The 13,352-nt window shown below is 36.8% G+C and carries 10 protein-coding genes and 1 pseudogene; 5 read left to right on the forward strand and 6 right to left on the reverse strand.

Going from position 1 to position 13,352, the window contains the following annotated elements; genetic code table 11:
- Positions 1-79: 79 nt before the first annotated feature.
- From AC1Z3T_RS00545 to ahcY, 5 genes are all read right to left on the reverse strand, one after another.
- A complete protein-coding gene (locus AC1Z3T_RS00545; protein WP_100885641.1) occupies positions 80-2,350 on the reverse strand; it encodes an NADP-dependent malic enzyme in 2,271 nt (756 codons plus the stop codon).
- 137 nt (positions 2,351-2,487) lie between these two features.
- On the reverse strand, positions 2,488-5,346 hold the full coding sequence (locus AC1Z3T_RS00550) for a sensor domain-containing protein (protein WP_100885640.1): 2,859 nt from the start codon (positions 5,344-5,346) through the stop codon (positions 2,488-2,490).
- 143 nt (positions 5,347-5,489) lie between these two features.
- Positions 5,490-6,203 carry a 16S rRNA (uracil(1498)-N(3))-methyltransferase gene (locus AC1Z3T_RS00555; protein ID WP_004829208.1) on the reverse strand — a complete coding sequence of 238 codons (714 nt, stop codon included), beginning with the start codon at positions 6,201-6,203 and terminating at the stop codon, positions 5,490-5,492.
- 38 nt (positions 6,204-6,241) lie between these two features.
- A complete protein-coding gene (gene metF / locus AC1Z3T_RS00560; protein ID WP_004829206.1) occupies positions 6,242-7,078 on the reverse strand; it encodes a methylenetetrahydrofolate reductase [NAD(P)H] in 837 nt (278 codons plus the stop codon).
- Between the two features lie 124 nt (positions 7,079-7,202).
- The gene (gene ahcY, locus AC1Z3T_RS00565) at positions 7,203-8,585 is read right to left on the reverse strand and encodes an adenosylhomocysteinase (protein WP_004829204.1); all 1,383 of its coding nucleotides are present in this window, start codon (positions 8,583-8,585) and stop codon (positions 7,203-7,205) included.
- 287 nt (positions 8,586-8,872) lie between these two features.
- Between ahcY and AC1Z3T_RS00570 the strand changes: the two genes are divergently transcribed.
- The 5 genes and pseudogenes from AC1Z3T_RS00570 to AC1Z3T_RS00590 all read left to right on the forward strand — a co-directional run.
- Positions 8,873-9,715 (forward strand): hypothetical protein, encoded by an 843-nt coding sequence (locus AC1Z3T_RS00570; RefSeq protein ID WP_004829203.1) that lies wholly within the window; start codon positions 8,873-8,875, stop codon positions 9,713-9,715.
- Positions 9,716-9,719: 4 nt separating this feature from the next.
- Complete coding sequence (locus AC1Z3T_RS00575) at positions 9,720-10,280, forward strand: hypothetical protein (RefSeq protein ID WP_100885639.1); 561 nt, start codon at positions 9,720-9,722, stop codon at positions 10,278-10,280.
- A 657-nt stretch (positions 10,281-10,937) separates the two neighbouring features.
- Entirely contained in the window at positions 10,938-11,120 is a 183-nt protein-coding gene (locus AC1Z3T_RS00580) for a hypothetical protein (RefSeq protein WP_005032729.1), read from the forward strand.
- A complete protein-coding gene (locus tag AC1Z3T_RS00585; RefSeq protein WP_100885638.1) occupies positions 11,110-12,528 on the forward strand; it encodes an amidase in 1,419 nt (472 codons plus the stop codon). Before AC1Z3T_RS00580 ends, AC1Z3T_RS00585 begins: the two co-directional genes overlap by 11 nt.
- Positions 12,529-12,606: 78 nt before the next feature.
- Positions 12,607-12,750, forward strand: a pseudogene (locus AC1Z3T_RS00590) (DUF4424 family protein); the annotation flags it as partial.
- 44 nt (positions 12,751-12,794) lie between these two features.
- On the opposite strand, the gene AC1Z3T_RS00595 reads toward AC1Z3T_RS00590, so the two are convergent.
- Positions 12,795-13,319 carry a tetratricopeptide repeat protein gene (locus tag AC1Z3T_RS00595; RefSeq protein ID WP_100885637.1) on the reverse strand — a complete coding sequence of 175 codons (525 nt, stop codon included), beginning with the start codon at positions 13,317-13,319 and terminating at the stop codon, positions 12,795-12,797.
- Between the last annotated feature and the right edge of the window lie 33 nt (positions 13,320-13,352).

The raw sequence follows: 13,352 nt of genomic DNA on the forward strand, positions 1-13,352 counted from the left end.
GCAACAGAATAGAGGTTTTCTCAAGTACAGAACTTGAGTTGCTTGACTAAAGTTCTGCAGTATTTATACCTAAGCTGGGTTAGCCTTGAGCTTGTTGAATTTCAGCAACGGTTAAAGCAGTCATATTCACCAAACGACGTGTTGTTGCAGTTGGTGTTAAGATATGAACTGGCTTCGCAGCACCAAGCAAAATAGGACCAATCGTTACATTATTGCCTGATGTAGATTTTAACAAGTTGAATGAAATGTTTGCCGCATCAAGATTTGGCATGATCAACAAGTTTGCAGAACCTTTGAAGCGAGAATTTGGGAATGCAAAATGACGAATATTTTCGTCTAATGCCGCATCTGCGTGCATTTCGCCTTCTACTTCCAACTCTGGTGCAATCTCAGTCAAGATTTCAAACACTTTACGCATTTTCTGTGCGCTTGGATCGTTTTGGTCTGAACCAAAGCTTGAATGCGACAATAAAGCAACACGTGGCGTCATACCGAAACGACGAACTTCTTCAGCAGCTAAAATTGTCATTTCAGCAAGCTGTTCAGCCGTTGGGTTGGTGTTTACATAAGTATCGGCAATGAAAATATTGCGATCTTCAAGCATCAATGCGTTCAGAGTAAAGAATGTACTACGACCTTCTTTCAGACCAATCACATTTTTAACAAAGTCTAAATGAATGTCATAACTTGCATAAGTACCACATAACATACCGTCTGCTAAACCATGTCGAACCAACATTGCGGCGATCAGCGTAGAACGACGACGTGACTCACGTTGAGCATACTCAGGCGTTACGCCTTTGCGTTGCATCAAGTTGTAATAGTCATCTGCAAACTTATCGTAATCAGGGTTTTTCTCTTGATCAACGATCGTGATGTTTACACCATGTTCGAGACGTAAGCCCAATTTCTTAATGTTGGTTTCGATGACAGAAGTACGTCCCACAAGAATAGGTTGTGCTAAACCTTCATCAACTGCAATTTGTACTGCACGTAATACACGAAGATCTTCACCTTCAGCATAAGCAATACGTTTAGGTGCAGTTTTTGCTTGCGCAAAAATAGGTTTCATCATCAATGCTGAGTTATAGACAAACTCAGATAAACGTTGACGATAAGCGGAGAAGTCTGTAATTGGACGACTCGCTACGCCTGAGTCCATCGCAGCTTGTGCTACAGCAGGTGCAATTTCCAAAATCAGACGTTGATCCAGTGGACGTGGAATTAAATAATCACGACCAAACGATGCAGATTTTTCACCATAAGATGCAGCATCTGCTTCAACATGTGCCATACGTGCAATTGCATGCACACAAGCAATTTTCATCTCTTCATTAATTGTTGTTGCACCTACGTCAAGCGCACCACGGAAGATATAAGGGAAGCACAACGCATTGTTGACTTGGTTTGGATAGTCTGAACGACCTGTTGCCATAATCACATCTGGACGTACTTCATGTGCATGTTCAGGCAAAATTTCAGGATCTGGGTTGGCTAAGGCAAAGATGATCGGATCTGCTGCCATCACTTTAACCATTTCTTTGGTCAAGATTCCTGCTGCTGAAAGACCTAAGAACATATCAGCATCTGCAATCACATCTGCGATTTGAGAGCCTTCAATATCTTGTACATAACGCTTTTTCGACTCATCTAAGCCTTCACGTTTTGTGGTTAATAGACCACGTGAGTCTGCCACAATGATGTTTTCTTTTTTCGCACCAATCGCGCAAAGTAAATCTAAACATGAAAGTGCCGCAGCACCAGCGCCAGAAGCGACAATTTTGATTTCATCAATTTTCTTGCCGTTTAATTGTAAGGCATTGAGAAGTGCTGAACCAACAATGATAGAGGTACCGTGTTGATCATCATGGAACACAGGAATTTTCATGCGTTCACGAAGTTTTTGTTCAATATAGAAACATTCTGGTGCTTTAATGTCTTCGAGGTTGATTCCACCAAAAGTAGGTTCTAATGCTGCTACGATATCAACAATTTTATCAGGATCATTTTCAGCAATTTCGATATCGAAAACATCGACACCCGCGAATTTTTTAAATAATACGCCTTTACCTTCCATTACTGGCTTAGATGCCAATGGACCAATGTTACCCAGTCCTAAAACGGCTGTACCATTACTGACCACTGCGACCAAGTTACCACGCGCAGTATAAAGCGCAGCTTTAGAAGGGTCTTTTTCAATTTCTAAACAAGGTGCTGCGACGCCAGGAGAGTAGGCAAGTGCTAGATCATGTTGATTGACCAATTGCTTGCTTGGTGTAACGCTGATTTTTCCTGGTGTTGGAAATTCGTGATAGTAAAGGGCTTGCTGTTTTAAAGATTGATCATCCATCTGAATCTCGATTATTACATGTTCCAGCGAGGCTGGTGGTTTGACTAAATTTGATCGAATATAACATTTGTTGAACAATACCGACAGTCAAAAAGCAGTTATTTCCAACAAAGTTATAGATTTAAAGTCTAAAAAAATTAGCAAATCGTAATTAGCTTATGCTGTTCTAAATATTTTGTACTGTCTGCTGAAGAAAGTGCTTTAGAAAAATAGAATCCTTGTAAAATATAGCATCCATGTTTTTCTAAAAATAATGCCTGTTCTTTGGTTTCTACACCTTCAGCAACAAGCGTAATCCCTATGGCATTTCCCATGGCAATAATTGCATTCACAATCGCTTCGTCTTTCTCTTGACCAATTTTTGAAATAAAGGCTTTATCTATTTTTAAAATATCAAATGGATAACTGGTGAGATAGGCGAGGGAAGAATAACCTGTACCGAAATCATCTAAAGAAATTGAAATATGACGATCTTTCAGTTGTTTTAAAAGTAAATTGACTTGGTCTGATTTTTCAAATAAAGAAGATTCAGTTAATTCAAGTTCAAGCATATCACCAGAAATATTATATTTTTTAAGCGCATAATCAATATCTTCAATCAACTGACCACGATAGATTTGTTGGGCAACAATATTGATGGATACTCTAAAGTGATCAAAGCCAAGAGATTGCCAATACTGAATCTGTTTACAGGTTTCATGCAATACGATCAATCCAATATCAGAAATTAAACTGGTTTCTTCTGCCAGTGGAATAAAAATATCAGGCAAAATATAGCCCAGTGTAGGATGATGCCAACGTACTAAAGCTTCAAAACCATAAATACGTTGTGTTTTAACACAGATTTTAGGTTGATAGTGGACAGTCAACTCTTTATGTTTAATCGCTTTTCGAAGTTCGCTTTCTAAGTTTATACCTTGATTGAGTAAAGGTGTTTTTTTATCAGAATAAAAATAAACTGTATTACCACCTAAGCGTTTGGCTTCTCTCAAAGCAGATTCTGCGTGACCATTTAAACTATCCAGTTGCAGCCCATGCTCTGGGTACAGGGCAATCCCAATTGAAAGCGTAATGGTTTGTTCTTGTGCATTGATTTCAAATGGCTGTTTAAATGCATCTAGGATGTTTTGTGCATGCTGATGAATATTGATATTACTGTTTAAATTATATATCACAGCAAAATCATCATTGTTCAAATAGGCAATAAGCGAGGCATTGCTACAACATAATCTTAAACGATGCGCCACTCGTTTGAGTAATTCATCACCTTCTTTATGGCTCATGAACTCATTAAACAGTTTAAAACGATCAATGTTAATGCGTAAAACCGCAAAGTTTTTAAATGTACTCGAATAATGGGTTAAATAATGATGCAGGCGTTGCTTGAAATAAAAGCGATTAGGTAGATCGGTGAGGATATCGTAGTGTTCTAAATAAGAGAGTCGTTGTTCCTGCTTTTTGCGATCAGTTAAGTCCGTAATAATGCCTACATAGTTTGAAATTTTATTTTTTTCATCATAAATCGCATTAATATGTACCCAAAGCACCAACTTTTTCCCTGATGTGAAATCAATTTGTAATTCTGATTCAAATTCACCATGTTGGACTAAACTTTGGGTAATCACCGTATACATCTTTTGCGTACGTGCATTGTTGTTGAGTGTAATATCAAAGAGATGGCGACCAATCAAATCATTTTCGGTATATGCCAGAAGTTGTTCAAAATAGGGATTTACTTCTAAATAACACAAATTATTGTCTAAAATAAATACACCTTCAGCCACTTGTTCTAAAACATTCGCAGCCAGTTTTAATTTTTCTTGATCTGTTTTTTCTTTTTGAATATTGCGTTGAATACCCACCATTCTTAATGGTTTATTATTAAAGTTCTTTGAAACTACTTTACCAATATCCTGAATCCAGCACCATTGATCATCGCGCTTTACACGATAAATTGCTTCAAAACGTTCAGTCTTGCCTTTGAGATGTTGTTTAAGTAGCGTTTTATAATTTTCAATATCTTCAGGATGAATGAAATCATCTACACTGTTCTGTTTAAGATTTAATTGTCTAAATTCAGCATCACTCTTTGAGTCGGCTATTTCAAAGGTACGTTTCTCTATGTTCCAGACCCATGAATGGATTCCAGCGGTTTCATGTGCAAAGGTAAGATTGGCTTGATGATTCTCAAGACGATCATTCATTTGCTTAAAATCGTATGTTCGCTCTTTAACTTTTTGTTCTAATAAATGATTATGCAGTTGCAACTCATTTTTCATGGTTTCAGTTTTGGAGATTTCATTTTTGAGTTGAAGCTGTAAACCTTTTGATTGTTCAAGTTGTTGCTGAGATTGTCTAATCAATACGCGATTTTTTAGATTTAAAATTTCCGAATTCAAGTAAATTTTATGTGAGATATATGCACTGAAAAATAACAATGCGAACCAAACAATAAATACTGTGCTATACACTTCATTGGTATTTTGTGGAAATAGTAATGGAATGCTGAAAACAGGAATCGAAGACGGGACAAACAAAGCGGTGAAATAACTGAATCGTTGATTCAGAAAGTTCATCGCCATGACATAAGAAAAACTCAACAAAAAACTGGATAAAAGAAAAGAATAAAAAGGGTTAAGTGTATCGGGTAATTTGGTCAATTCTAAATTGATAATATAGATGCCAATACCAAAGAGACTGCCTAGAATTAGACTAAAAAATTGAAAAAATACATGCATATGCTTAAAAGATTTTTTTTTCTTTTGATACAGCATACAAGTTAGAAAAATACAGATCGACAGGATAAATAAAACAGTGGTAGCAAACCAAGATGTCAGTAAATCGGTATGTGTCTTAAACAAATAAAGATAAATAAAGGCATCACAAATGCACGTAAATAATACCCAAATAAAAAAAATTCGGATATTTTTAACAGTCTTTCTGATGTTCGATGAATTCACATCATATGAAAGAAGCTCTTCCTGAACATCATTCATTAGCTGTTGCACCTCTGCTATTTTTAGAATGCGTAGGTTTAAGGGGAGCAACTATTGAAAATTTGTTAATTAATAGTCTCTTTGCTACTAAAATACTGTGAAATCACCAAATTTGCAATTGCTTTGTGTGATAGAAGTCACTTTTATGGGAAATAATAATTCAAAATAGACAGGGCAACGATAGGTGCAGTCTCGGTTCTTAATACACGTTGACCAATACACCAATTTTTAAAGCCATATTGGTTCGCTGTCAAGATTTCTGCTTCACTAAGTCCACCTTCTGGACCAATCAACAGTGCAAGATTTGAGGATGCATTTGCTAGAACATCGGTTTGCTCTTTTTCAGGAGCAAGAACAAAACGAGTCTCTGGTAATTTACTTTCCAGCCAGCTTTGTAAGCTCAAAGGAGCAAGAATTTCAGGCACAATATTCATCCCACACTGTTCACAAGCAGCAATCGCAATACCTTGCCAATGATCAAGCTTTTTTTGATCGCGGTCATATTTTAAACGCATTTCACAACGCTCAGAAGTCAGTAATTGAATTTTGGATACACCAAGTTCAACTGCTTTCTGTATGGCATAATCCATACGATCACCTTTACTCATGACTTGTCCTAGCAAAGCATTAAAAGCAGGTGTCCGATTATCGGGGTGAAATGATTGCACCGCAACAGAAGCTGACTTTTTAGCAACCTCTGTTAAGCGCACTTCATATTCTCCACCTTGCCCATTGAACAAAGTGGCTTGTTCACCAACTTGTGCACGTAATACCTTAACCCAATGATGAAATACGGTTTCAGTCAGTTCAACTGTCGTATCGACAGCCAGATCCGTTTCAATATAAAAGCGAGGCATTCAGTTTAACTCACAAGTAAGGAATTCAATTTTTTGATTTAAGCTAAGCCAAGATCAAGGATAAGTTGACGGTTCGGTTCAGTGTGGTTCATTGTATAGAAGTGCAAACTCGGTGCACCACCTGCAATGAGGCGTTCACACAGCTTAATCACAACCTCATGACCAAAGGCTTTAATGCTGGCAGAGTCATCACCATAAGTGGCAAGTTGCTTACGAATCCATCGTGGGATTTCAGCACCCGTACCATCAGCAAAGCGAATTAAATTACTGGCATTGGTAATTGGCATAATGCCTGGTGCAACAGGAATATCAATTCCTGCTTTTTGGATACGATCTACAAAATAGAAATAGGCATCTGGATTAAAGAAAAATTGAGTAATGGCTGCATTTGCTCCAGCATTTACTTTTTCAATAAAGTGTTGAATATCTGCATCATAACTTTCCGCTTGAGGATGCATTTCTGGGTATGCTGCGACTTCAATTTTAAAGTGGTCACCAGTATGTTCACGAATAAAACGAACCAAATCGGTCGCATAAGGAAGTTCACCTAGCCCAACTTGACCTGATGGTAAATCACCACGTAATGCAACGATACGATCAATACCCTGTGCCTTATAAATATCTAATAATTCAGCAATGCGTGCCTTATCATCTCCAATACATGAAAGATGTGGGGCAACAGGTGTACCTTTACCATTAAAATCATTAATTGCGGCTAAAGTACGTTCACGGGTAGAACCACCAGCACCATAAGTAATCGAAAAAAACTCTGGATTGAATTGTTGCAATTCTTGATGAACGATTTTAAGTTTTTCCGCACCTGCGTCGGTTTTGGTTGGGAAAAACTCAAACGAAATGGGAATACGTTTGCTCATGATTAAATCCTTTTTTATAAATGCTTTTTAATATCTTTCACTTTTACCCAATCCTCTCCCTAAAGAGAGGATATCCACTTTCAATATATAAACTTTGAAAGTGTAGGGTAGATAGAATGAAAACTTAGTATTTATAAGCTTCAGATTTAAACGGACCCTCAACTTGCACACCTAAGTAGTCTGCTTGTTCTTGAGTCAATTGTGTCAATACACCACCAAAACCAGCAACCATTGCAGCAGCAACTTCTTCATCCAGTTTTTTAGGAATTAATTCAACACGGATTTTTGCTGCTTTTTGATCTTCTGGAAGATCTGCAAATTTTTCAGCAAATAGATGCATTTGACCTAATACTTGGTTGGCAAAAGAACCATCCATTACACGAGAAGGGTGACCTGTTGCATTGCCTAAGTTAACCAAACGACCCTCAGATAAAAGGATCAAATAATCGTTTTCATTTTCTGTACGATAAACTTGGTGTACTTGTGGTTTAACTTCAACCCATTTGTAGCCACGTAAATAGTTGGTATCAATTTCAGTATCGAAGTGACCAATGTTACACACCACTGATCCTGCTTTTAAAGTATCCAACATTGCTGAGTCACACACGTGGTAGTTACCTGTTGTGGTCACAATGAGGTCAGTATTTTGAAGAAGGTCTAAATTGATATCTTCTTTCTTACCTGTTTGAACACCATTTTTGTATGGAGAAACGACTTCATAACCGTCCATACATGCTTGCATTGCACAGATTGGGTCAATTTCAGTTACGCGAACAATCATGCCTTCTTGACGAAGTGATTGAGCAGAACCTTTACCCACATCACCATAACCAATTACGAGTGCACGACGTCCAGATAAAAGCATATCTGTACCACGTTTGATGGCATCATTCAGAGAATGGCGGCAACCGTATTTATTGTCATTTTTAGACTTGGTAATCGAGTCATTGACATTGATTGCTGGAACTTTCAATGTTCCATCACGGAACATTTCATGTAGACGTTGTACGCCTGTAGTTGTTTCTTCAGTGATACCATGAATTTTAGCGATGAGTTCAGGATATTTTTCATGAACAACAGCAGTTAAATCACCGCCATCATCTAAAATCATGTTGGCATCCCAAGGTTTGCCATTTACATTGATTTGCTGTTCAAGACACCACATGTATTCTTCTTCAGTCTCACCTTTCCAAGCAAATACTGGAATACCAGAAGCTGCAATAGCCGCAGCAGCGTGATCTTGTGTCGAGAAGATGTTACATGAAGTCCAACGTACTTCTGCGCCAAGTTCAACCAATGTTTCAATCAAAACAGCGGTTTGAATGGTCATATGGATACAACCAAGAATTTTTGCACCAGCAAGTGGTTTTGCTGCTGAGTAACGCTTACGTAAACCCATCAATGCTGGCATTTCTGCTTCAGCAAGTTTGATTTCTTTACGACCGTAATCGGCTAGGGAAATATCAGCAACTTTATAATCTGTAAATGAAGCATTAACCGCGTTCATCACGATCTCCTTTATAAATAACAAATATTGATCATTCAGTTCGCGGATGCCGTTGTTGACCAGCACGAATGTCTGACCGAATCGTCGAGCCTAGCGATTTCACATTTATGTGCCTGTGAAAAAGTCGCAGCATCCCTCGACTGGCGACTATTGTACCTAGATTTTATTAGAGTTCAAATGTAGTTGGTTAATATTCAACTAAAAGATAGAATTAGTTTTTGGGCAAAATCTGTATGAAAAATAGTTCAGTATCAATAAAGCGATCAACATCATAATAAAGGCAAATAATGCATTCATATCAAATCAAACAATATTTAGGCGTTATATTTGTAGCTGTATTTGTGATTTTTGGCATATTTTTCTATTTTATTGCAGATGAAAATATTCACATTTTTCTCTATGTGTTCTTGTTCTATATCATTTTCTCTGTATTTCTAGGGCGCAAATTTTCTCTTTCCAAGCACAGCCATGTGCATGCTTTGGTGTTGATCTGTAGCTATTTTATTTTGCAGTGTGTTTATACCGCTTCACCACGTATACAATTTGAAGAATTTAAACTCTGGCATCCGACTTGGGAAAAAGTACAACACGTTCGTATCATTGATTACTCTGCTGAACAGTATCGAATCGGGCGCAGTACCAGTTTTGCTTATATGAATGTGATCTATGAGTATCGTTATCAACAAAAGATGTATACAGTCGAACAACCTGATATTACTCGGCAGTATTATCTGTGGGTTACAGATCAATCTGATACTTTAAAGCAATCTTCACAGCAAAAGTTTGAACATTCAATAAACAAGCATGAATTTGAGGTTTGGGTTAACCCAGCACAACCCCAAGACGCTTTTTTATTTTATTCTCAGAGGTGGTTTGATTTAAGAGGGTCGTGGCTCGCTAAAATCTTTTTTATTGCCCAGTATTTTTTGGTTTTTGCCGTGGCTATTGCCGGTTCGATGTATGTAGTGGGACGATTAAGAAAGCATTTGTCAGGTTTTAGCCAAGCACTGAATCGTCAACCCGCTTGGTTGAGATATGTGCTGATCAGTGTGATATTTATTGTAAGTGTGATGACGTTACTTTTTCTTTGGATTGGTTTTATGGTTTTAAAAAGTCAGTATTGGGGCTGAAAAAATGATAGATATCGTTAAAATTATTGATTTACATACTTTTGCACTCAAACAAGCGATTGAACAAGCCTCAATTGAACAACGTAAAAGTTTGGTCAAAGCCCTTTTTAGTTTTTATGAGAAATTACCTCATTTTTATGTTTTTATTGAAAAAAATTATCAAATTACCATCAATAAATCCCAACTATTTAATGATATTGATCATGAGCTTTTGATTCACTATCAACAAAAGATTCAGCGCTCTAATGCGGCAATTGATGAATATGTAGATGATTATGAGGAACTGGATGAAATTGAAGTGATTTGTTTAGATGCTTTTGCAATGATGGTTTCAAAACAAGATAAATCTCAAGCATTGGTGGCTTTATTAAGTGGGGTCATCGAGCTACTAGACTACTATCAAAACTTTTCAGATCAACCTGAGTATTGGAATGCCATATTAGAAAAAGAAGTCCTTTTTCAAGAACAGATCATGAATGATATTTCGACTCACATTACTTTTGATGTCGCTATTTACGCTCATCGTTATCAAAATATTGAATTTCCTGATTTGGATGGAATTTAATATTGTGATAAACAGAAATAGAATTATTCGTCAAAGTGGGTAGAACTGAGTGCTTAGATAGGGCAGATTATTTGTTTATAAACGATCCTAAATACATTTTTTTCATAAATAAAAAAATGATCATGTTGAACGAATCATATTAATATTGAAAGTTCGTTCTCCCAAAGGGAGAAAACAAGGATGAGGAAGATTTTATGTTGAATTATAATTTTTAAAATGCCTGATGCAAGAAACCTAATATCGATATGAATAAAGATTAGTGTTTCTAATGTAAATATAGGTTTAAAATTTATGTATATTTTCTCCTATTTTATGAATATATTTTTTTAACTTTTGATGTTTAAGTTTTTATAATTAATGATAAATATGCTGGTAATAAATGTATAAATTTATTTTATTGAGTGTGAGATGGTTTTATTTATAATAATTTTTTTTATTTTAACTATATTGAGTGATTTATTATGTTGGAGGTTTTATTTGTCAATACAACCTAGGTCTAATATTATATTTTTTATATCCAATTAAATTGGAGCTGATTGTCTATTAAATGATCTTTATAGGTGAAATTCAATAATTATAATTTTATTGAGGCGCCAGATTTATGGGAATCGAATGGTCAATCTGAAAATATAATTTTCCAAAAGGACGGTGATAATAATGGATATTAGTGCAACAAAAATATTGGGACAGCTGAATATACCTGTCAATCCGAAAACTCAAGCAGAATTAGAACAAAGATGGCAAGGAATAAAAGCGCTAAAAAAAACGGTTCAGACTCAAACTAAAAATGACCATGATATTTGTGTCACAAATACAGCTGGAGGCGATCATGTTAAATAAAGACCTCTTAAACCTTTCAGTTGTCGAGTTGGCTAAACGTATTCAAGACCGTAGTGTAAGTTCAGTAGATTTAACTCAACTCGTATTGCAACATGCTCAAGATTACAATGCAGAAATCAATGCATATATTTCATTTCGCGCAGATAAAGCCTTAGCAGAGGCTGCTCAAGCAGATGTAGAGATTGCGCAAGGAAGCTATAAGGGTATATTCCACGGTATTCCAATGGGGATTAAGGACAATATTTATATTGGTGGTGAAGTGACCACTATGGCTTCTAAGATTCATGCCAATTTCATTTCTAGTGATGATGCAACTGTGATTTCCAAACTCAAGGCTGCGGGCGCAATCATTATCGGTAAGTTAAATATGCATGAGTATGCATGGGGCATTACCAATAACAGTCCACATTTCGGTCCGTGCCGTAATCCATGGAATCTTGATAAGATTCCTGGAGGGTCAAGCGGTGGTTCAGGTGCAGCTGTTGCTTCAGGAATGTCGACCATTACATTAGGAACTGACACAGCAGGTTCAATTCGTATCCCATCTTCAGCATGTGGTTTAGTTGGGTTAAAACCAACTCATGGTTTAGTTGCAAAGTATGGTTGTTTTCCATTGGCATGGACTTTAGATCATATTGGACCAATGGCTAAAACTGTTGCAGATGCTGCTACTATGTTAAAAGTAATAGCAGGATTTGATGAGCGAGATCCGACCTCTAAACACGTTGAAATTCCAGATTATATTGCCTTGCTCAATAGTGATGTCAAAGGTAAAGTCATTGGTATTAACGAAGACTATTTCTTTCATCAAGTCGATGCGCCGATTGAAAAATTAGTTCGTGAACAAATTGCTCAGCTTGAGCAGCGTGGTGCTATCATTAAGAAGGTCACAATCCCAGCATTGAAAAATGCTGAATATGTAGAATTGGTGACGAGTCTGTCAGAAGCCGCTACGATTCACCATGATGATTTACAGCAGCGTCCAAATGATTTTGGTGATGATATTCGTCTATTATTTGAATTGGGGGAGTTGCCAACGGCAGTAGAATATTTACAAGCTCAACAATTAAGAAGGGAACTAAAACAACAGTTTGCCCAAGCCTTCAAAGAAATTGATGTTTTGATTGCACCAACATTACCTATTTTGCCACCTGATATAGGCAGTTCAGTTGCAAAACTTAATGGTGAGCGTGTCGATCTATTAAATCATATTATTCGTTTTACGGGTCCGAGTAATTTAACAGGTTTACCTGCCTTAACTATCCCATGTGGTTTAATTGATGGGCAACCAGTCGGATTGCAAATCATAGGTCCTGCTTTTCAAGAACCAAAGGTATTTAATATCGCCTTAGCTATTGAAGAACAGGTAAAGTTTAATTATCAACAGCCAGTTTTAGACCGCATTTAAATCTTTTAACGTTTAAGTGCTAAGACAGGATGATAGAAATATGAGTCAAGGCTTGTATTTCTATTGATTAAAATCATCATGTTGAGTTCAATTTTTGCAATGATACCCGTATTTGCCAATGATTCAACAGGTTATGTGAGGACAGGTGGAATTGAATACCTTAAAAATAAAAATATTGCGGTGTACAGTGAAGATTTATGGATCAGTAAGAAGTTAATTAAAGAAACTCAGCATCAAGCCCATATTATTAGACTTGATGCACTACTTTATTTTTCAGTATCTTCAATCGTTTTGACTTTATCTGCCCAGAAGTCTGCTTTTTCATCATCAATATCAACACCTAAGCCATGCTCATAAACACAGACCAAATCACGCATGGCTTGAATTTCACCTAATTTCGCGGATTGTTCTAGCAGTTCCACAGATTTAAGTAGATCTTTTTCAACCACATCACCACGACGATAAAAATTAGACAATTCTAATAATGCAGCAGGGTGTTGATGTTTGGCTGCTTGTTCTAACCAGCGATGTGCATGCTCGAAGTAGGCTTTGGATTCATCTGGATCTTCTTCTAAAATTTCTTTTGCATAAAAAGTATAGCCTTCACCTAACCAGTACATGGCTTCTACATGCCCTAATTGTGCTGCTTTCAATGCCCATTCTTCGGCGAGTTGATTGTTATCTTCATCCTCACTTTGCATATAAATTTCAGCAAGCTCAAATTGTGCAGCAGGATTTCCCATCGCAGCACGATTTAACAATTCTGAAGGGATTGAAAGTGGTTTAGACATAAAAATACCAATGTAAAGACAAAAGAGTTTTAA

The sequence above is a fragment of the Acinetobacter sp. B-6 genome (assembly GCF_056930735.1).